The organism is Paenibacillus sp. FSL R7-0333 (assembly GCF_038000365.1).
Lineage (GTDB): Bacteria > Bacillota > Bacilli > Paenibacillales > Paenibacillaceae > Paenibacillus_AQ > Paenibacillus_AQ silagei.
Genome location: NZ_JBBOBZ010000001.1, coordinates 4,129,317 through 4,150,177 on the forward strand (window position 1 = coordinate 4,129,317; position 20,861 = coordinate 4,150,177).

Sequence of the window (20,861 nt, forward strand, 5' to 3'; positions counted from 1 at the left end):
TTCGCTATTCCATTATTTAACGGCTTGTACCAGCCTTGGAGCAATTTCTTGCAAAGGCAGGATGTGTCTTACACACTTCAACTCTACTGCAGACCTCGGCATTCCGTATACCACACAGGTTTCTTCACTCTCTGCAAAGGTTGATGTCACCCCCGAATCATAGAGTGCTTTCATCATACGGGCCCCGTCGCTGCCCATTCCCGTCATAATGACGGCATGACGTTCCAGCGAGGTAAGCTGCAATACCGATTCAAACAGTGTATCTACAGAAGGACGATGTCCATTACGGACCTCTTCCTTAGTAAGCTCTATCATGTATTGGCCGCCAGGCACAGGAACCACTGTCAGGTGATAACCCCCGGGGGCAATATACGCCGCACCCTGCCGGAGAATCATACCGTGCTCCGCTTCCGCGACCTCCAGCGCGCTGAAGGTATTCAGACGCTGGGCCAGCGATTTGGTGAAGTTAGGCGGCATATGCTGGACAATGACAATCGGTGCCGGGAAGTCACCGGGGATGTTCTCCAGGAATGCCTTCAGCGCTCTCGGACCTCCGGTTGAGCAGCCTACAGCAACCAGCTTGCGCACGCTCCGGCTTCCGCTTGCCTGGCCTCCTGTTGCTGCAGGAGGTTCCGCGAACGAGCCTGCAGCAATTTCAGAAGCCGCCCGTTGTACAGCCCTTCCGGCGCCCTGCGCCTCCTGGGAACGCCCTTTCAACCTGTCGGGAGCCGGTTTAGGCACTGCAGGCGCAGGCTTGGCTACCCGCTTCGCAGCCGCCGGCTCAGTGCCGGTCTCCGGCTTCCGTTTGTCAGCGGGCGGTTCAAGCGGCGCCCTGACCCTTGGCTTCTCCGTGCCCTGAAGCGGCGCTTTATCCGCTTCTTTCTTGGACGGCTCCAGCTTCCTTCTTACCGGTTCCACAACAGCCCGCGGAGCAGGCGGTTCAGCAGCGGGAGGAGGAGGCTCAGGCGATTTGACGGCGGAAGCGCGGGCTTCACGCCGCTCGCGCGCCAGCATCGCTTCCTTCATCTGCTCCCGGAGGGACACTCCGACAGCGATGATATCCTGGGAGTTTGAAATGGACGGCTTTCGGATGAAATCGAAAGCCCCCCACTCCAAGGCCAGAATCGTCTCCTTCATACCCTCTTCATTGATGCCGGACAGCATAATCACCGGGAGCGGACGCTGGGCCATGATACTTTTGAGCGCCTCCAGGCCATTCATCTCAGGCATCTCCACATCCATGGTTACGAGATCCGGACGAAGCTCGTTAACCTTCTCAATCGCCTCGCGTCCGTTGGCAGCTGTCGCTGTGACTTGAAAGTCGGCATCATTCTCTATTAAATCGGAAATGATCTTGCGCATGAATGCAGAATCATCAACAACCAGAACTTTATATGGCCTCATAGCTTTTCCACCTCTGTCCCTCAAATTCAGAACAATTATCTGTTTCGTTTCAACCACTTGCTGATGAATCCCTTGATGCCTTGAACTTTAGCGGTTTCTACTGAATCCACAGCCAGATAGCTCTGCGCAAGCCTCTGCACATCCCTGGCTGCAATACTGTTCGGAAAAGCCACTGAGAATGGAATTTGTTTCTTAACGGCCTGTACTACATGCGGATCACTGCTGATGTAACCGAGAAAGGGAAGCTCAAGCTGCAGGAACCGGCTGGCCGCCATCCGGATTTTGTCACTGGTAGCCCGTGCCTCCCGTTCATCCCCTGCCTGATTGACAATCAGCCTGAACGAAACCTCAGGATGCGAATGATGAACAACCTTCATCAGCGCATATGCATCTGTAATTGCGGTAGGCTCAGGCGTGGTCACCACCAGGCAGTCATCGGCAGAAGTGATGAATTTCATCGTTTCCTTGGACAGCCCCGCCCCTGTGTCGAACAGGATGAAATCCATGGTATCGGCAATGCTTGCAATCTGTGTGGTAAAGTAATTCAGATCCGCCTCCGAGAGTGTGAACAGCTCGTCCATCCCGGAGCCCCCTGCAATGAAGGGCAGCGCCTCCGGACCGAGCTGAATAATCTGTCCGATATCCGCTTCCCGCTTGAGCAGGTGGTACAGATTGTATCTGGAGGAGACACCCATAAGGACATCAATATTGGCCATGCCGATATCGGCATCGAACAGAAGAACTCTCCGTCCCATGGCCTTCAGTGCAAGCGCGAAGTTAAGGGTAAAATTCGACTTTCCGACTCCCCCCTTCCCGCTGCATACCGTGATGATCCGGGCGGAGGCACCGCTTCCGGGAGCCTGCCTTGTATCCTGGCTGGAGACCAGCCGTCTTAATGCCTGCGCCTGGTCCATCACCCGCCCCCTGTTCCCAGCAGCATGCCGCCAATCTGCTCCCCTGTGGCCATAAGAAGATCATCAGGAACATTCTGTCCGTTGGTAATATAAGAGAGCTTCAGGGGATAATCATTCAGGACATTGAACAGCGGGCCGTAGCTCCCCGTTTCATCCAGCTTCGTGAATACAACCTTATCCAGCTGGTATCTGCCGAAGTGCTCCGCGATCTTTTTCATATCGCGGCTCTTCGAGGTCAGACTCAGCACCAGTAGGGTCTCGCTCTTAAGCTCCTTGGCCAGCAGGCTCTGCAGTTCAGCCACCAGCATTTCATTGCGGTAATTCCGTCCGGCTGTATCCATTAGCACCAGATCACAGCTCTCCAGCCGGAACATCGCCCGCTGCAGATCTCCCGGTGACTGGACAACCTCCAGCGGCATGTTGAGAATGGAAGCGTAGGTTCTAAGCTGTTCAACCGCCGATATCCGGTAAGTATCCGAGGTAATCAGCCCAACCTTGCGGCCCTGCTTGAACAACTGCTCCGCTGCCAGCTTGGCAATCGTTGTCGTCTTGCCGACCCCAGTGGGCCCGGCAATATATACAATCCGGGTATCCGGGGCAATACCGCCGGCAATGCGTCCTGACAGAAATTCATCAATCTGCTCTCTGAGCACAGCCTCGAATTCCTCCGGCCCCCAGCTGCTTCCTTCCTCACGGTAACGCTCCAGAACATGTCCGATCCATTCCTCTACGAGAACAGCGTCAGTCTCCTGGTCAATCAGGCGGCTGCGTAAGGATTCCAGCGCATCAGGCAGCTCGGCTGCCCCTGAGGAATAACGTGCAATACGTTCCATCCATTGCTTCATATCCCGGATCTCCCGCAGAACATCGCTTTCAGTGGGAGCAGTATGCTCAGGTTCAGACTGCTCTGTTGCAAGCGATTCATAGATCGCTGCAAGCTTCTTCCGGTTCTCCTCTGGCTGCGGTACAGACGACTGGCCTGCTGCAATATCCTCAGTGCGGATATCCGGCGGCTCCGTCTTGGCTAAAGGCGGCATCACAGCGACGCCTCCGCCCTGCTCCAGCGGATCAGCCAGCGCTGCGGCAATCTCGGCAAACGACTTGGCTGCTGCCGCATCTCTTACCGTCACAGGCGGCGGGAGCGGAGGAGCAGCGGCTGAGGCAGCCTTCTGATAGGCCTCTGGCACTGCATTTCGCGGTACATTCATTGGCGGTGCAGGAATCTTCTCCTGCGCGGCCGCCTTTGCACCGTTCTCCACAGCAGCCACAACCTCAATCTTCTTTTTTGTGAACATGCCCATGAATCCGCCAACCTTTATTTCTTTGGTGCTTAAAATAACGGCATCGCTTCCAAGCTCGCTGCGGATCGAATGCATGGCGTCAGGCATCGTATCGACCACATAACGCTTCACTCTCATAAGTTCACCACCCCGACGCTTTGAATTTCAATGTTTGGCTCCAGCTCGCTGTAGGAGAGCACCGGGATATCCTGCATGGTTCGCTCAATCACCTGGCGCAGATACATGCGAATCGTTGGAGAGGTTAGTACAATCGGCTGCTGGCCGGATTGCAGGAGACGGTTGATCTGCTCCGTAAGCCGCTGATAGACGGTTTGGGTAGATACCGGATCAAGCGCCAAGTAGCTGCCCTGCTCCGTCTGCTGCACGCTCTCGGAAATTTTCTTCTCAAGTCCGGGGCCTACAGTAATGACACGCAGGGTCTCCCCCGTCTGAGAGAACTGCTGGGTAATCTGTCTGGAGAGGGATTGCCGCACATATTCAGTCAGAATGTCAGGGTCCTTGGTATACGTGCCGTAATCGGCAAGCGTCTCGAAGATGGTGACCAGATCGCGGATGGATATTTTCTCCCGCAGCAGCTTGCCCAGCACCTTCTGAATATCCCCGACAGCAAGAATGGAAGGGATCAGCTCGTCCACCAGCACAGGGTAATTCTCCCTGAGGTTGTCGACCAGTTGCTTCGTCTCCTGACGGCCCAGCAATTCGTGTCCATACCGTTTGATCAGCTCGGTCAGATGTGTCGCTACAACGGAAGGCGGGTCAACCACGGTATAACCGGATAATTCAGCCCGCTCCTTCACCGACTCATCAATCCATAGGGCAGGCAGCCCAAAGGATGGTTCAATAGTCTCAATCCCGCTAATCGACTCATCATCATAACCGGGGCTCATGGCGAGATAGTGATTAAGTAATAATTCACCGCCGCCAACGTTATTTCCTTTAATTTTGATGACATATTCATTCGGTTTTAGTTGAATATTGTCGCGTATACGAATAACCGGCACGACAAGACCCATCTCCAGCGCACATTGCCGTCGAATCATGATGATACGGTCGAGCAGATCGCCGCCCTGTCCCGTATCCGCCAAAGGAATCAGACCATAACCAAATTCGAATTCGATCGGGTCCACCGTAAGCAGATTGATGACACTTTCGGGACTTCGCACCTCTTCGATCTGCTTCTCCTCGACCAGTTGTTCATCGGCAATCTGCTGCCTGCTGGCCTTCTGCCCCATACTGTAGGCCGCGTAAGCCATCAGCCCTGCCAAAGGAAGCGTGGACATAATCGTAATCGGGGTGAAGAAACCCAGAAACGCAATGGTTGCAGCCACTATGTATAGAAGCTTCGGATAAGACAGCAATTGTCCGGTCAGATCCTCTGCCAGATTGCCTTCCGAAGCCGCCCGGGTAACGATCAGACCGGAAGCCGTGGAGATCAGCAGGGCCGGAATCTGGCTGACCAGACCGTCACCGATGGTCAGTACAGAGTAGGTTGAGAGTGCTGTCTGGAACGACATACCGTGAACGGTCATACCGATAATGAAGCCGCCGATCAGGTTGATAATGAGGATGATGATACTGGCAATGGCGTCACCTTTGACGAACTTACTCGCACCATCCATGGCTCCGAAGAAATCCGCCTCGCGTTCGACATTACGGCGGCGTTCCCGTGCCTGCTGCTCATTGATCATCCCCGCATTCAGATCCGCATCAATACTCATCTGCTTACCGGGCATCGCATCCAGTGTGAAGCGGGCGCCTACCTCGGCCACGCGCTCAGAACCCTTGGTGATAACAATGAACTGAACCACCACCAGGATCAGGAAGACAATGAACCCGATCGCGATCTGTCCCCTGGCAATCCAGCTTCCGAAGGTCGCTACGACCTCCCCGGCATGGCCATCAGCCAGAATCAGCTTAGTTGTTGACAGGTTCAGCGCTAAGCGGAACAGCGTTGTGATCAGGAGCAGTGAAGGAAATATTGAGAACTGCAGCGGATCTCTGGTATTCATAGCGACCAATATAATGGTCAGGGCTATCGAGATATTGACAATTAACAGTACATCCAAAAGCCAGACAGGGATGGGCAGAATCATCATCAGCACGATACCGATAATGCCCAGTAGAACTGTTAGATCTTTAGCTTTCAATGTCCTTAACCTCCCCCGGCTTATCTCCTCTTGCCTTTAAGCTTGTATACATAGGCCAGCACTTCGGCAACTGCCTGGAACAGATCGGCCGGCACTACATCACCGATCTCCGCTCTCTGGAACAATGCCCGTGCCAGCGGCTTATTCTCCATCGTTACAACACCATGCTCCTTGGCCAGTTCCCTGATGCGGAGTGCCACATAATCCTGACCCTTGGCTATAATCTGAGGAGCCTCCATTGTGGAACCGTCATACTTCAGGGCGACTGCAAAGTGGGTCGGGTTCGTGATGATAACATCGGCCTTGGGGACCTCCTGCATCATCCGCTGCATCGCCATTCTGCGCTGACGTTCCCTGATCTTGCCTTTGATGATGGGGTCGCCCTCCATCTTTTTGTACTCATCCTTAATGTCCTGCTTGGACATCTTGAGACTCTTCTCATGCTCGTATTTCTGATAGATATAGTCCAGTACAGCCATTATAAAAAGAGCCGCTGCAATCTTGATGCCCAGGCTCATGGTCAGCTTCGCAACGAAGCTGTATGTCCCTTCCGCATCGACATGCGAGAGGCGTGCAAAGCTCTCCTTCTGTCCCCAAAGCGTACTGTAGACCAGATAGGCAATCAGGATGAGCTTGAAGACAGATTTGAGGAACTCTACTACGGAACGCATGGAAAAAATATTTTTGAAGCCTTTGATGGGGTTGATCTTGCTGAACTTAGGCGTAATTCCTTCGCCTGAAGCCATAAAGCCTACCTGTGCGAAGTTGGCCACAAGCGCCAGCAGGAAGGTGATGCCCAGCAGCGGAGCGAGCAGAATGAGGATCTGCAGCCCGTACTGGTTGAACAGTGCCGAGATATTCTCTGGTGTTACCTCAAGCATCATCCGGTTCTGGAACACATCTGTATACAGCTTGATAAACCGTTCTTTCATGAAGCCGCCGAAGACGCTCAGTGACAGCAGCGCCGAGAAGAGGACCACTGCACCTGACATTTCAGCACTTTTGGCAACCTGCCCCTTCTTGCGGGCATCCTGCCGTTTCTTCGGAGTGGCCTTCTCTGTCTTATCTCCCCCGAACAGCTGAAGGTTCAGTTTGTATCTTGCCTGTTTTGCCAAGACAATCTCTCCTTACCGTAGCCTAAGGACTCTTCCCAATGAGGCCAAGCAGATTGTGCATGGACTCGAACATAATCTCGAAGAGATTCTGGAACAGCGCAGCCAGCCCCGGCATCAGTATAAGAAGCAGCGCCAGACCGATAATGATTTTGAGCGGAACACCGATGACAAACACATTATATTGCGGAGCCGTTCTGGCCAGGAAGGCCAGGCCTACATCCGTCAGGAACAGAGCAGCGACCAGCGGAGCCGACATTTGGAAGGCCAGCATAAAGGATTGTGCAAAGGTGCGGATCAGAAACTCAGACAAGCTTCCGCCGATCATTTTCAGGAACAGATCATTATCTATCGGCACCCATTTATAGCTGTATACGATAGCATCCAGCAGGTAGTGGTGGCCATTCATGCTCAGGAACAGCAGCAGTGCAATCATATACTTGAAGTTGCCGATAATCGGCGCCGAGGCCCCGGTCATCGGGTCAATGACGTTCGCAATCCCGAACCCGATCTGAATATCGATAAAAGAGCCCGCAGTCTGAATCGTCATAAACATCAGGTAGGCGATAAACCCAAGCAACAGCCCGATTAATGCCTCCCTGATAATCAGGAGGATAAACCCCAGATCCTGCGGAACGGTAATATTCATACTGCCTGAGCTGAAGATGACCATGGACACAAAAAAAGACAAACCGATTTTGAACGTTGTCGGCACGCTTTGTGACGAAAAGACAGGAACGACAACAAAAAAGGCGGTAATTCGACAAAAAATCAACAGAAAGACAGGAAAACTTTGCAGCAGGGTCTCTATATTCATAGTCTCAACCGATATACATATAGAGACTGCCCAGAATTTGGCTGGTGAAATCCACCAGCTTCGTTATAATCCACGGACCGAACAGCAGTAAAGCAAGCAGTACGGCAACGATTTTGGGAACAAACGCCAGGGTCTGCTCCTGAATCTGGGTTGTGGCTTGAAAAATACTGACGATCAGTCCTACCACCAGACCAAGAATCAGCATGGGGGCGCTGGTCTCCAGCACTAAATATACGGCTTGGCCGGCCAGACCGATAATAAACTCCGCATTCATCCCATGTGCCTCCTCTTATAAGTCAGGTGTTAAAACTCAGCAGCAGTGATTTGACTACTAGGTACCAGCCGTCCACCAGCACAAAGAGCATAATTTTGAAAGGCAAAGATATCATTACCGGCGGCAGCATCATCATCCCCATGGCCATCAGGGTGCTGGACACCACAATATCAATAATAAGAAAAGGAATAAAAATCATAAAGCCCATGGTAAAAGCCTTCTTCATCTCGCCGATTGCAAAAGCAGGTACCATTACTGTTAAAGGAATATCATTATAGCTGGCTGGCTTTACTGTAGCGTTATTGCCGGTATAGTTCATGAACAGCAGCAGGTCCTTCGTGTTCGTCTGCTTGAACATAAACTCCTTAATCGGCTCCTGCGCTTTGTTCAGTGCTTCACTCTGGGTCAGAGTCCCCTTCATATAGGGCTGTAAGGCCGTCTCGTTCACGGTTGCCAGCGTCGGCGACATAATGAACAGGGTTAAGAATAGAGCCAGTCCTACAAGCACCTGATTCGGAGGCATCTGCTGTGTACCAAGTGAGGTTCTTACGAACCCAAGTACGATCACGATCCGCGTGAAGCTGGTCATCAGCACCAGGAATGAAGGAGCAATGCTAAGCACCGTTACCAGCAGCAGGATGGAGATGGAGCTTGTCCCCCCGCTTGAAGCATCGTTGTCCCCCACCGAGATATTGATATTAGGAATCGGGTCGGCATGAACCGGATGCAGGAGCAGCACACTGAAAATACCAAGCAGCATAAAAGAAAGAATCAGCTTTTTTTTCATAAATCCTCCGACTCTTTCCTGAGATCCTCATCCCTGCGCAGTTCCTCCAGCTTCTCTTTGCGCTCTGGCGCCAGGGCAAGCTTGGATTGCAGCGTCTCATAGAAAGACGAAGTCTCATGAATCTCAATTTCCTGGGACGGCACTTCACCGCGCAGCTTGGACTTGATTTTGGCGATAAGCGGTGCAATGAAGTTGTCCGTTCCTGGGGCCTGGTCTTCAAAAGCGGATATAATCAGCGCCACCTCTGCCGGATCGGTGATCTTATCCATCATAGTGATGTCCTCGCCCACTCCGATCAGATAGAGGCTGCCGCCCAGCTCAATGACCTGAATCGACTTATTCGGACCCAGCCCCAGCGCACCCAGCGTACGGATGGAACGGCCGCTCATCAGAGTCTGATTGCGGCGTCCCAGAAAACGGATCAGCAGCACGATAAGAATAACAATAACTGCCAGAAAAAAAACAACCTTCAATAAATTCAGCAGGGCATTACTACTGTCTCCGAGCGTTCCGGAAGCAAATAACATACCTCGTTCCTATATACCCAGCGTTTTATTGATGGCTTCAATGACACGGTCTGCCTGGAACGGCTTCACAATAAAGTCCTTGGCACCGGCCTGGATTGCATCAATAACCATAGCCTGCTGACCCATGGCTGAACACATAATGACTTTGGCATTGGCATCTACTTTTTTGATCTCCTTAAGGGCGGCGATCCCGTCCATTTCAGGCATGGTGATATCCATCGTGATCAGATCCGGGCGCAGTTCCTTAAATTTCTCTATAGCCTGTGAACCGTCCTGGGCTTCACCCACTACCTCAAATCCGTTCTTCGACAAAATGTCCCGGATCATCATTCTCATAAATGCTGCATCGTCCACGATTAGAATTCGGTTAGCCATTTTTACAAAATCCTCCCTAAGTATGCTTATTGTAATTTTTGTATACGGTCCCACTGGCTGACGATATCCGTAACGCGGACACCGAAGTTCTCGTCGATAACTACGACTTCCCCCTTGGCAATGAGCTTGTTGTTAACCAGAATGTCAACAGGCTCACCTGCCAGCTTGTCCAGTTCAATAATTGAACCTTGCGACATTTCCAGAATATCTTTGATCTGCTTCTGGGTCCTTCCTAATTCTACGGTTACCTTCAGTGGTATGTCCATTAATAAATTTAAATTATTTTCGTCAATATTGCCAAAAGCCCCTGCACTCAGATTCGCAAATTGCACAGGCTGCACATTTACATTACGGCCCTGTACCGGATTCTGCGGCTGAGCCTGCGGATAGGGCGTGCCTTGCGGCGGCATTCCGTAAGGCGGCATGCCCTGCATCCCATACGCCGGCATCCCTGCCGGAGGATAATAATATCCGCCTTCCGGCATTCCCGGATAAGGCGGCATGCCCTGACCCTGCGGCGGATATTGCGGCGGGTACCCTCCCGCCTCCGGCGCAGGCATCTGCTGCTGAGCTGTAGGCGGCGCCTGCGCTGGTTCCGGTGCAGGCGCTGGTGCGGCTGCCGCAGCCGGAGGCGGTGTAGCTTCCGCAGAGGAGACTGCCGCTTCCTGGTCAGCCTGGCTGACATCGCCTAGCAGCATGGTCACCATATCCTTGGCGAATTGTACAGGCAGCAGCTGCATGATAGTGGAATCAATCAGATCACCGATCTTGAGGCGGAAGGAAATCTGGATCAGAGTCTCATCATCCGGCAGGCTGCCTACACCTTCTCCGCTGGACATGTTAAGAATATCAATGCCAGGCGGAGAAATGTTGACGAATCTGTTGAAGATCGTTGACATTGAGGTAGCGGACGAGCCCATCATCTGGTTCATCGCTTCCTGCACGGCACTGATATGAATCTCGTTCAGTTCCTCGTCTTTGGGATCTCCTTCCCCGCCGAGCATCAAGTCGGCAATGACCTGTGCATCCCTGATCTTGATCACCAGAGAATTGATTCCCTGGAAACCGTCGACATACTGTACGTGAACAGCTACATGAGGTTTGGGAAAGGCTTCCTCGAACTCTCCGCGTGTAATAATGGATACCTTAGGGGTAGTAATGTCTACCTTCTTACCCAGCAAGGTGGAGAGTGCAGTTGCCGCACTTCCGAAGGTGATATTGCCGATCTCTCCCAATGCATCCTGTTCAAAAGGTGTTAAGTAATCATCCACGGTCTTCGGTGAAGGAGCCAAATTGCCTTCCGCAGACTGTCTAAGAAGAGCATCTATCTCTTCCTGGGACAAATAATCTTTACTCGTCAAACTCTTCAACCCCTTCGCTGACAATCTCGTCTATTTGCACAGCCACACGTTCTTTGATCATCCCCGGACTTCCAATGAATTTCAGCTTGTCCCCCACCTTAATCGACAGACCGGAATCCACCGTCTTGTTAAGAGAAATCACGTCGCCGATGCTGAGCCCGAGAAATTCAGCAATGGATAAATTCGATTCGCCCAGCTCAGCCACGATGGGAAGCTGCGCCCGGTGCACTCTTGCCCGGATGGCTTCGAGCTCTACCTCATCCCGCACCTTTTTCTCAGAGACAAACCACTGGTGCACCGAGAGTCTTGACATAATCGGCTCCAGCACAACGTGCGGGATACAGAGATTGATCATCCCCGTTGTGTCTCCTATTTTGGTACTGAGGGAGATCAGGGCAATCGTTTCATTAGGCGATACAATTTGCATAAACTGCGGATTCGTTTCCAGTGCCTCCATCCGGGGATGGATATCAAGCACCGTCTTCCAGGCTTCCTGCAGACTTTCAAAGCATCTGCTGAAAATCCTCTCCATAATGGTCGTTTCGATTTCAGTCAACGCATTGATTTTGGAGGGTGCCGTTCCGAAGCCGCCAAGCAGACGGTCCAGCATGGCAAAAGCAATATTCGGATGCACCTCCATCACCATCCGGCCCTCCAGCGGCTCGGCCTCAAAAATATTCAATATCGTCATTTTGGGAATGGAGCGGATAAACTCGTCATAAGGGAGTTGCTCTACTTGAACGACATTGATCTGCACGAAGGTGCGCAATTGGGCCGAAAAGTACGTTGTAAGGTAGCGGGCAAAGTTATCATGAATCCGGGTTAAGCTGCGGATATGATCTTTGGAGAAGCGTACGGCCCGTTTGAAATCATAAGAGCGGATCTTTTTAGTAGTTTCCTCTTTTTTAAGTTCGTCGGCATCCATTTCACCGGATGAAAGTGCAGCAAGCAGAGCATCAATTTCGTTTTGTGATAGTACATCAACCAATTCAATCACCCCCCCATCAAAGAATTGACCCGCCTGCAGCTACATTGGTGCCATTATGAATTTGGTGAATTCAATCTGGGTAATCGAACCTTCTGTCAGGTTTTTGTTGATGATGTTCACCAGTTTGCTGCTGAACTGATCTTTGCCGCTGGCCCCATTCAGCTCCTCGGGTTTGGCATCGGCAATCGCTTTGATAATCAGCGGTGTTATTTTAATCGATTTTATCTTTTCGAATTCTTCCTTGGACGCCGCTGAATCTAATTGAAGCGCGATGTCAACTGAAAGGATGTAATCGGGATCGGCGAGATTAGTTTTGATATCCTGGATTTCGGCCGTCATCTTAACAATTTCATCAGCAGTCATCTTCTTCGTCTCCACGTTCTGGACAGCCTTGTTCACTTCATTCCCGTCACCCGGGAAAAATCTGTCCATCAGCAAGAATGCAGCGACTACGATAAGTGTAACGGCCAGCAATATCGTGATGAGCCATGGCAGCATCTTTTTCATGAAAGCTCCTCCATTGACTGGACTTTAATGGTGGCAGCGTGTGTGCCTATGTCCCTGTTATATTCCTTGATCTTGCTAATGACTTCATCGGCCTTCTCAAGCACGATCAGCCTTTTGCCGGTTACCAGCGTAATATACGTGTCCGGTGATTCTTCAACCATTTCAACCAGCAGGGCATTCAGCCACATCCCCGCCCCGTTCAATCTTGTTACCGAAATCATGACAGGCCTCCTAACCTAAATAGGGGGAGGAGCTCCTCCCCCACGACTGCAATAACATTTCCGCTGCAGGCAAAACGTTATTATTCAGCAAGTTACATCTTACGGTTCAGGCTTAACGGTTCAGGCTTAACGCTTCAGATTAACTACTTCCTGCAATACTTCATCGGAAGTGGTGATAATCCGCGAATTCGCCTGGAATCCACGCTGGGTAACAATCATTTCTGTGAACTCACCAGTCAGATCCACATTGGACATTTCCAGCTGGCCGGTAACAATAGTACCTGTTCCCACTTCTGGATCATTGGCAGTTGTCGGTTCCAGTGCTCCTTCAGCATTTGCATTTAAGGACATCCGGTACAGGTTGCCGCCGATTTTCTCAAGCCCCTGCGGATTGCTGACTTTACCCATGCCAATCTGAACACCGGATTCAGTAGTGCCGTCCGCCATCGTCTGCACAATCGTTCCGTCACTGGAGATGGAGAATGCCGTAACATCGTCAGCGATCTGAATGGGCGCGCCCCCGGAGTCAACGACATGTAAGCCGTCCGATGTAATCAGATTGCGGCTGGCGTCCACATGAAAATCCCCGGCACGGGTCAGGAACGGTACTTCCTGGTCACCCGTAAGCTTCACCAGAAAGAATCCGTCTCCGTCGATCCTCAGATCTGTGGGGTTATTCGTTGTCATAGCACTACCAGCTGTGTGCATAGTATCAACGGAACCGATGGATACGCCAAGACCGATCTGTTTAGCATTGACCCCGCCTTGTCCCTCTTCCCCGGGTGCCGTAACCCCGGAGACAGTCTGGCTCATAATATCCTTGAACATCACGCGCCCTGACTTGAAGCCAATGGTATTGACATTCGCAATATTATTACCAATGACATCGAGCTTAGTCTGGAATCCGCGCATACCTGAAACCCCTGAGTACATAGATCTTAACATTATTAATCGTCCTCCCGGTTATAGAGTCTTCTGACTCTTAAGAATTGAAAGATAAAGCTGGAGCGGTGGCCGCGTCAGTCGGTCGGCAGCCACTTTCGGCTCTCCAGTAAGGACCAGCCGAGGTCAAGATATAATTACTGCACTGTCAATCTGCGTGAATACATTGTCTTTCATTGAATTGCCGTCCATCGCTGTAACCACTGTCCGGTTCTTTACACTTACAATCAATGCCATGTCCTTCATAAGAATCAGAGATTCTTTGCTGCCCTTAGCGGCTGCTTTGTCTACCGCAGAGGAGATCTGATCCAGCTGGCGGCTGCCAAGCTCGATTCCCCGCTGCTCCAGACGCTTCGCTGCATGATTGCTGAACTTCAGCATATTCTTCTGCAGCAGACTCTCGAACGATGCTTCAGGACTTGATGAGTCCTTAACAGATTGCTTACGCTGCAAGGCGGAAGGATGTACAGCTGCCGGATATAATTGTCCGATAGTTATTCTGTCACTCATGATGTCTCCCCGCTCTCCCCGCCGCTTGTTTCAGTCTCGCTGGCTGCCGGAGTCTCACTGGCCGCTGGTGTCTCGCTACCCGCTGGAGTCTCGCTGCCCGCTGGAGTCTCGCTGCCCGCTGGAGTCTCGCTGCCCGCTGCAGGTGTAGTGCCGGCATTCTGAATTTGCGTAATATCCGTCAGAGCAATCCGCTCCTTGCCTACCACTGCATATTGCACACCGCTGCTGACAACAATCGATTCGACATTGCCTGATTTCGGCAATTTCGTCTCGGCATCCGTCCAGGTGATATCCTTCCCGATCAATCCTGACACAGAGCCAAGGGACTGATTCAGTGCTGTAAGCTGGGTGGATATGTTCATAAGCTGCTCTACAGATGAGAACTGAGCCATTTGTGCGATGAATTCCTTATCCTCCATCGGCTGCATCGGGTCCTGGTTCTGCAGCTGGGTAATCAGTATTTTCAAGAACTGATCCTTGCCCAGTGTAGAGTTGCCTGTGGTCTTGGGTGTCTTATCATTCGCTACATAATTCCACTCGTTACTGTTAGACACGGGATTCGTTGCCATATCATTTCACCTCGCTTATCCTGTCGATCATATCTTGGTTGAGAATCCGCCGCTCTGGTTACTGTCCTGCTGAGCTGCTGACACCCAGTCCTTCCATTCTCCATTAAGCTCTGCGGCAAGCACGGCATCTGCCAATTCTTCCTGGCGTTCCCGTGAACGTCTGCCTTGCTGCTGTCCGCCCGCGCCTGTCTGCTGACCCTGACCTCCGGTCCACTGTGACTGAGGGGAGCTGTTGTTCTGCGTCACTTCGAGGCGCTCTACTTGAAGTCCCTGGGACTGCAAGGCCAATCGAAGCTGACTCATCTGCTGCTCAAGCATATCCTTGGTTCCGGCATGCTGGGTCATGAACTGTGCCACCAGATTACCGTTTTGCATGGAAATCTTCACATCCACTTGTCCCAGATTCTCCGGGAATAAGGTAATCGTAGCTTCAGCCACTCCACCCTTCTTGACAATCTCAAGCTTGCCGCTGATGAAGGTGTTCATCTCCTGGGCGAATTGCTGAACCGGCACTGGCGCGGCTTCCGCCTTGAGCGGTGCAGTAATTCCGTGCCGCAGGGATAATTGGCCGGCCGTTACAACCTCCGGCTCCGCGGTCGCTGCTTCGCCAGCGGGCAAAGTCTCCTCGGCTGATACGGTCTTCTTCATTGAAACTGCCATTCCTGCAAGAACAGGAGTGGAGCCCTCATCTGCAATTACAGCTTCGGCGGTACCGGCTGCTGCTGCATCCAACATGGAACGAGTGCTAGCTGAAGCCCCCAATAACCTACGGACATCCGTTGCCAAATCTGCTTTGCTATACATTTCCACCTTGGGCTCGCTTTCCGTTGCCTGCTTAAGCGACACCGCTGGAGCATCCACAACTGCTGGAGCCTTGTTAGCCATGGACTTGTGATTAACAGGCGCACTCTCCGCCATAATAGCCGAGAATTGATTCAGAAGCGCCGCTCCTTTGGCAGCAGTCTCCTGATCCCCGCTGACAGCTGCCGTCTGAACCTGTTGAAGCAGGCTGTTCAGTTCATCTTGAACGGCAAAGCGCAGGGTTTCAGGGTTCTTGGCAAGCGGCGACAAGCTGATGGATGTATCAGCAGCAGTAGCCGAGGCATCCTGTGAACCTGTAGAGGGATTGCCGGACACAAGAGCAGATACTTGAAGCAGCCAGCCTTGAAGCGCTGCAATCAGCGCCGGATCAGCCGCAAGGCTGGTGTCCAGCTTCTCTATATCCTGCACAAGACCTTCCAGCAGATTCGTTTGCTTGACATCTGCGCTGCCTGCCTCTTCTCCCTTAGCCTGAACAGCACTCAGGAGTCCCTGCAATAATGAAGCCAAATTACCGGCTGCAGGAGTCTCAGTGCCTTTGACAGCGGTAACTCCCACCATGCTCTGCACAAGCGTCTGGGCAAATGGCGTCGCCGGATTAACCGTTCCGGTTGTTCCCTGCGTTGTTCCGCCGGAAGCAGCCAGATTGCCTGCGGTTAAGGTTTGTAGAATAATACTCATCTTTTTCACCTCCCTTCAAAAGTTATTTCCCGCCCATCAGACGGTTGACAATTTTGGCTGTCTGTTTGCTGTCTTTCTTGGTCATCTCCCCCAGAATCGAGGAGCGGACCGAGTCACTGACCGTATTCAGCACCGTAATGACCTTATCCGGACTAAGGCTGTACATGGAGCCAAGCAGCACTGCCGCATCCGCAGCGGGCATGCTGGTGAAAGTCTGGCCTAGTTTCTCCTGATCCAGATTAGCTGAAGGCTTGGGAGTAGTGGTACCCGCCTCCTGCTTCAGCCGGGATTGCAGGGCTGCAATAGCCATATCGGTTGAATTTGTGGTTTCTTTTAGCTTTATGGAGACATCTGCCGCTTTTTTGGCATCCATTTTTTCCAGGATGGCCGATTTTGCCGCATTGCTCATCACACTGAAGATTTGAACCATCTCATCGGTAGTCAAATTCTCCATAATCGGTGCCGCTTTGGAGGCCTTCATCCCGGCGTAGAGTTTGGCCAGATCCGTCACTTTCTTCAGATAAGGATCCTCCTCTTCCTCGGTGGCTGCGGCCGTTTCAGCGGCAGTCTTTAACTCTTCAACCTGCTTTTGAAGCGCTTCGGCCTTGGTGGTCTCCGCCGCCTTGTCTTCCTCAGCCTTCTTCAGCTTCTCCTCCTGGGCGGTAAGCTGTGCTTTGAGTTCTTTGATCGTGCTCGCGGAGCTGGCGGCTTGCTCCTTGCTCTCAGCCGGCGGATTCTCTGCGGCTTCACCTGGCGCTGCCGGGTCCGGCGGCGGATCAGGCACCCATTTCTCTATAATAGGAATTTTGTTGGCAATCGCCAGCACGTTGTTACGGATATCCATATTAAATAGGGTGAGCAGTACCCCAAGCAATACAAGCGTGAAAATGATTGGAATCATCAAGAACAAAAAACGCTCTAATTTGCCTGCCGACCCTTCATCTTCAAGTTCCATCTGATTATTTGCCACTAGCGGAAACCTCCCGGGTTAGAGGGATTTCATCGCGAAGCGGACGGTAGCCATCTCATCCAGTTCGTTTTGTTCCCGTAAACTCATATTCTGCAGAAATGCGGTTTGTGCTTTGTCTTTGGCCTTAAGCCATACCTTCTCATCCAGAACCTTAGTACTCAGGTGATCCTGCTTATTCTGAACCTCAACATGTGCAAGGCTGATATCGGAATGCTTGCGGGCAATACATTTGTCGAGATAATCTACGTAATCCTGCATTTCGCGAAGCTTAGCCATCGGTGTCTTCTGCTGTGCTGCACTTTGCAGGGACAACATCAGCGCGCTGCGCTGGCCGATTAATTCATCAAGGCTTTTTTCCTGTGCCTGCAGTTCTCCGAGCGCGCTTGAGAGCATCCACTCTGCCTGTGTTTTTTCGTTACCCTTCAAGTCCACCACTTTTTGAAAAGTATAATGGAATCTCATGATCAATCAACTCCTCGAGAACTGTGAAATTAAAGTCTGCTGCACTTCGCTAAGGGTTACCTTCTCGTTCACTTTTTGCTTGGTGAAATCCCAGATGCTGTCGATGTAATGCATCGACTCATCGATTTGCGCGTTAGAGCCCCTCTGGTAGGCTCCGATGTTAATCAGATCCTCGGAGTCCTTATACACCGCCATCAGGCGCTTCACATTCTCGGCTGCTGCAATCTGCTCCTCCGGGGCGATATCCTTCATCACCCGGCTGATGCTTGCGAGAACATCGATCGCCGGAAAATGTCCTTTGTTGGCTATATTCCGGTTCAGAACAATATGCCCGTCCAGAATACCGCGTACAGCGTCTGCTATCGGCTCGTTCATATCGTCACCGTCAACCAGCACCGTGTAGAACGCGGTGATTGAGCCTGTAGGACCCGTTCCGGCCCGTTCCAGCAGCTTAGGCAGACTGGCGAATACAGAAGGTGTATACCCTCTCATCGCCGGAGGCTCACCGACTGCCAGCCCTACCTCACGCTGCGCCATCGCATAACGTGTTACCGAGTCCATCATCAGCATGACATTCAGACCACGGTCGCGGAAGTACTCGGCAATCGTAGTAGCGATCAGTGCCCCCTTAATCCGGATCAGCGCAGGCTGATCGGAAGTGGCCACAATGACTACCGAACGCTGAAGGCCTTCCGGTCCCAGATCGCGCTCAATGAAATCAAGCACCTCTCTGCCCCGTTCACCGATCAGCGCAATAACATTGACATCTGCCGAGGTGTTGCGGGCAATCATCCCCATCAGGGTACTCTTCCCCACACCCGAGCCGGCAAAAATCCCTACGCGCTGCCCCTTGCCGATCGTCAAAAGTCCATCGATAGCCCGGACTCCAATGCTGATCGGCTCGGCGACCCGCGGGCGGTTAAGCGGATTGGACGGAATGTTGAAGGTAGAGCTATGCGGCATTCTGGCCGGTATCAGTGAACCATCCAGCGGCTGTCCCAGACCGTCGAGAACCTTCCCGAGCAGCTCCGAGCCGACTTGAACGCTCAGCGGCTTGCCGGTGCCCACCACATCACAGCCAGGCCCGATGGCCTGCAGTTCGCCAAGCGGCATTAACAGCACCTTGTTATCACGAAACCCGACAACCTCTGCCTGAAGCGGCTTACTTCCTTTGGCAGGATAGATATAGCACACATCACCGATGCTGGCGTCAGGCCCTTCCGACTCCACCATCAGCCCGATAACCTGCGTAACCTTGCCATTAATCCTTACCGGATCGAAGTTACGCAGCTGATCTTTGTATCTTCTGCTGTCAAGCATCGTCGTCCCCATTTCTGTGTTCATCCGAGTCCAGAGCGATTCTTAGCAGTTCTTTTTTAATTTCGGCAAGCTGGGTATCGACACGGGCATCGATGCTGCCGAAGGAAGACCGGATCACACACCCCAGATCTCTGACCGTTGAATCCGGGAGGATCTGCAGTTCAGCCTGAGAGTCCACAGCAAGCGAGAGTTCTTCGCGGGCCGCATTGACAAAAGCAAACTGTGCAGGAGACACACAGAGTGAGATCAGCCCCTGCTCGCGTTTTCGGGCCAGGTTTTTACGGATCAGATCCATCGCAAATTTCGGTTCAACGGTCAGCTGCTTGTCCACGATTTTCTCAGCAATATCGCAGCTTAGCTCTACAAGAAACGGTTCCGCCTCCTGTATAATTACATCTCTTGCCCGGTAGGCTTCCTGAAGCACGGTCCGCGCTTCTTCCATCATCTCGGCAAGACGCAGGGACATCTCCTGCTCTGCTTGAGCCAGACCTTCCTGATACCCCTGCTGATAGCCCTCGGATTTGACGGCTTCGATCAACAGCTCATCCTGTTCCCTGCGCTCGCGCCACCATTCTTCAGCTTCAGTCCGTGCTGATTCCACAATATTCTCCGCTTCCTCGGAGGCGCTGCGGACCTGACTCTCCGCAAACTCCTGAGCATCCTTCAGCATTTGCTTACGTGACTGCTCCGCTGCCTCCCTGGCGGGGTCCTGGTAGTGGACTTCACCCGGAGGCTCTTCTGGAGCCGGCTCTTCAGTCAGGCCTGCATGATGTCTGGCCTGTTCAAGACGCTTCAGCACATCTACCGGAATATATTGAGAATGCTTGATCAGCTTAGACAATAATGTCATCTCCTCCGCCACGGGCGATGATAATTTCACCAGACTCTTCGAGTCTGCGGATCGTGCCTACGATGCGGGTCTGTGCTTCTTCCACATCACGCAGCCGCACAGGTCCCATGTACTCCATTTCCTCGCGGAAGGTCTCGGCCATACGCTTGGACATATTGCGGAAGATCACATCCCGCACTTCCTCGCTGGCCACCTTGAGCGCAAGCTGCAAGTCCGCGTTGTCGATATCCTTGATAATCCGCTGAATGGAACGGTTGTCCACATTGACGATATCCTCGAAGACGAACATCCGCTTCTTGATTTCTTCGGCCAGCTCCGGGTCCTGAATTTCCAGGGAATCCAGAATGGTCCGCTCTGTACCGCGATCTACACCGTTCAGAATCTGCACAATCGATTCGATACCGCCTGCATTCGTATAATCCTGGGTGACTGTAGCAGACAGCTTCTGTTCCAGGACACGTTCGATTTGGGTGACCACCTCTGGAGAGGTACTGTCCATAATCGCTATTCTTCTGGCTACCTCCGCCTGCTTCTCCTGAGGCAAGGAAGACAGAATGGAGGCCGCCTGTTCAAATTGCAGATAAGAGAGTACAAGTGCAATGGTCTGTACATTCTCGTTCTGGATGAAGTTGAGAATCTGGTTCGGATCAGCCTTACGGGCAAAATCGAAAGGTCTTACCTGCAGCGTTGCTGTCAGGCGGTTGATGACTTCGAGCGCCTTGGCCGAGCCGAGAGCTTTCTCAAGAATCTCCTTGGCGTAATTGATACCGCCCTGTGAGATATATTCCTGTGCGAGACAGATCTGATGGAATTCGGACATAATCGACTCTTTTTCCCCGCTGTCCACTTTGCGTACATTCGCAATTTCCAGCGTCAGCTGTTCGATTTCCTCATCCCGCAGATGCTTAAATATTTGTGCCGATACTTCAGGCCCTAGTGTGATAAGCAGGATCGCCGCCTTTTGACGGCCGCTGAGTCCCTGCTGGCTAGCTTTTGCCATCTC

Annotated in this window: 23 protein-coding genes; all 23 read right to left on the reverse strand. The window is 52.2% G+C overall.

Going from position 1 to position 20,861, the window contains the following annotated elements; translation table 11 throughout:
- Window positions 1–12: 12 nt before the first annotated feature.
- The 23 genes from MKY86_RS17315 to fliG all read right to left on the reverse strand — a co-directional run bounded on the left by MKY86_RS17315 (window position 13) and on the right by fliG (window position 20,858).
- Window positions 13–1,404, reverse strand: a complete 1,392-nt coding sequence (locus MKY86_RS17315) for a protein-glutamate methylesterase/protein-glutamine glutaminase (protein WP_076078626.1) — start codon at window positions 1,402–1,404, stop codon at window positions 13–15.
- A 35-nt stretch (window positions 1,405–1,439) separates the two neighbouring features.
- The gene (locus MKY86_RS17320; RefSeq protein WP_076078624.1) at window positions 1,440–2,321 is read right to left on the reverse strand and encodes a MinD/ParA family protein; all 882 of its coding nucleotides are present in this window, start codon (window positions 2,319–2,321) and stop codon (window positions 1,440–1,442) included.
- Window positions 2,318–3,736 (reverse strand): flagellar biosynthesis protein FlhF, encoded by a 1,419-nt coding sequence (flhF, locus tag MKY86_RS17325; protein WP_076078623.1) that lies wholly within the window; start codon window positions 3,734–3,736, stop codon window positions 2,318–2,320. The genes MKY86_RS17320 and flhF overlap by 4 nt, the downstream gene beginning before the upstream one ends.
- Complete coding sequence (gene flhA / locus MKY86_RS17330; protein WP_036724686.1) at window positions 3,733–5,766, reverse strand: flagellar biosynthesis protein FlhA; 2,034 nt, start codon at window positions 5,764–5,766, stop codon at window positions 3,733–3,735. The genes flhF and flhA overlap by 4 nt, the downstream gene beginning before the upstream one ends.
- Before the next feature lie 20 nt (window positions 5,767–5,786).
- Window positions 5,787–6,881 carry a flagellar biosynthesis protein FlhB gene (flhB, locus tag MKY86_RS17335; RefSeq protein WP_083684915.1) on the reverse strand — a complete coding sequence of 365 codons (1,095 nt, stop codon included), beginning with the start codon at window positions 6,879–6,881 and terminating at the stop codon, window positions 5,787–5,789.
- Between the two features lie 22 nt (window positions 6,882–6,903).
- The gene (gene fliR / locus MKY86_RS17340) at window positions 6,904–7,695 is read right to left on the reverse strand and encodes a flagellar biosynthetic protein FliR (protein WP_036724682.1); all 792 of its coding nucleotides are present in this window, start codon (window positions 7,693–7,695) and stop codon (window positions 6,904–6,906) included.
- 4 nt (window positions 7,696–7,699) lie between these two features.
- Entirely contained in the window at window positions 7,700–7,969 is a 270-nt protein-coding gene (gene fliQ, locus MKY86_RS17345; protein ID WP_036692523.1) for a flagellar biosynthesis protein FliQ, read from the reverse strand.
- A gap of 22 nt (window positions 7,970–7,991) precedes the next feature.
- Window positions 7,992–8,756, reverse strand: coding sequence for a flagellar type III secretion system pore protein FliP (gene fliP, locus MKY86_RS17350; RefSeq protein WP_076078620.1), 765 nt, complete (start codon window positions 8,754–8,756; stop codon window positions 7,992–7,994).
- The gene (locus tag MKY86_RS17355; protein ID WP_036724678.1) at window positions 8,753–9,283 is read right to left on the reverse strand and encodes a flagellar biosynthetic protein FliO; all 531 of its coding nucleotides are present in this window, start codon (window positions 9,281–9,283) and stop codon (window positions 8,753–8,755) included. Before MKY86_RS17355 ends, fliP begins: the two co-directional genes overlap by 4 nt.
- Window positions 9,284–9,292: 9 nt before the next feature.
- On the reverse strand, window positions 9,293–9,658 hold the full coding sequence (locus MKY86_RS17360; RefSeq protein ID WP_036692515.1) for a response regulator: 366 nt from the start codon (window positions 9,656–9,658) through the stop codon (window positions 9,293–9,295).
- A gap of 26 nt (window positions 9,659–9,684) precedes the next feature.
- Window positions 9,685–11,019, reverse strand: a complete 1,335-nt coding sequence (fliY, locus tag MKY86_RS17365) for a flagellar motor switch phosphatase FliY (RefSeq protein ID WP_076078618.1) — start codon at window positions 11,017–11,019, stop codon at window positions 9,685–9,687.
- Window positions 11,009–12,007 (reverse strand): flagellar motor switch protein FliM, encoded by a 999-nt coding sequence (gene fliM, locus MKY86_RS17370; RefSeq protein WP_036692509.1) that lies wholly within the window; start codon window positions 12,005–12,007, stop codon window positions 11,009–11,011. The genes fliY and fliM overlap by 11 nt, the downstream gene beginning before the upstream one ends.
- A 39-nt stretch (window positions 12,008–12,046) precedes the next feature.
- Window positions 12,047–12,514: a flagellar basal body-associated FliL family protein gene (locus tag MKY86_RS17375; RefSeq protein WP_076078616.1), complete on the reverse strand. Its 468-nt coding sequence runs from the start codon at window positions 12,512–12,514 to the stop codon at window positions 12,047–12,049.
- A complete protein-coding gene (locus MKY86_RS17380) occupies window positions 12,511–12,735 on the reverse strand; it encodes a flagellar FlbD family protein (RefSeq protein ID WP_036724671.1) in 225 nt (74 codons plus the stop codon). The genes MKY86_RS17375 and MKY86_RS17380 overlap by 4 nt, the downstream gene beginning before the upstream one ends.
- 126 nt (window positions 12,736–12,861) lie before the next feature.
- A complete protein-coding gene (gene flgG / locus MKY86_RS17385; protein ID WP_076078615.1) occupies window positions 12,862–13,680 on the reverse strand; it encodes a flagellar basal body rod protein FlgG in 819 nt (272 codons plus the stop codon).
- A gap of 123 nt (window positions 13,681–13,803) precedes the next feature.
- Window positions 13,804–14,187 (reverse strand): TIGR02530 family flagellar biosynthesis protein, encoded by a 384-nt coding sequence (locus MKY86_RS17390; protein WP_076078613.1) that lies wholly within the window; start codon window positions 14,185–14,187, stop codon window positions 13,804–13,806.
- Window positions 14,184–14,756 carry a flagellar hook assembly protein FlgD gene (gene flgD / locus MKY86_RS17395; protein ID WP_076078612.1) on the reverse strand — a complete coding sequence of 191 codons (573 nt, stop codon included), beginning with the start codon at window positions 14,754–14,756 and terminating at the stop codon, window positions 14,184–14,186. The genes MKY86_RS17390 and flgD overlap by 4 nt, the downstream gene beginning before the upstream one ends.
- Window positions 14,757–14,783: 27 nt before the next feature.
- The gene (locus MKY86_RS17400; protein ID WP_076078610.1) at window positions 14,784–16,256 is read right to left on the reverse strand and encodes a flagellar hook-length control protein FliK; all 1,473 of its coding nucleotides are present in this window, start codon (window positions 16,254–16,256) and stop codon (window positions 14,784–14,786) included.
- A 22-nt stretch (window positions 16,257–16,278) separates the two neighbouring features.
- Window positions 16,279–17,226, reverse strand: coding sequence for a MotE family protein (locus MKY86_RS17405; RefSeq protein WP_340827273.1), 948 nt, complete (start codon window positions 17,224–17,226; stop codon window positions 16,279–16,281).
- Between the two features lie 18 nt (window positions 17,227–17,244).
- A complete protein-coding gene (fliJ, locus tag MKY86_RS17410) occupies window positions 17,245–17,688 on the reverse strand; it encodes a flagellar export protein FliJ (protein ID WP_076078609.1) in 444 nt (147 codons plus the stop codon).
- A 6-nt stretch (window positions 17,689–17,694) separates the two neighbouring features.
- Window positions 17,695–19,008 carry a flagellar protein export ATPase FliI gene (fliI, locus tag MKY86_RS17415; RefSeq protein ID WP_036692488.1) on the reverse strand — a complete coding sequence of 438 codons (1,314 nt, stop codon included), beginning with the start codon at window positions 19,006–19,008 and terminating at the stop codon, window positions 17,695–17,697.
- A complete protein-coding gene (locus MKY86_RS17420) occupies window positions 19,001–19,849 on the reverse strand; it encodes a FliH/SctL family protein (protein ID WP_076078608.1) in 849 nt (282 codons plus the stop codon). The genes fliI and MKY86_RS17420 overlap by 8 nt, the downstream gene beginning before the upstream one ends.
- Window positions 19,842–20,858, reverse strand: coding sequence for a flagellar motor switch protein FliG (gene fliG / locus MKY86_RS17425; RefSeq protein ID WP_036692485.1), 1,017 nt, complete (start codon window positions 20,856–20,858; stop codon window positions 19,842–19,844). Before fliG ends, MKY86_RS17420 begins: the two co-directional genes overlap by 8 nt.
- Between the last annotated feature and the right edge of the window lie 3 nt (window positions 20,859–20,861).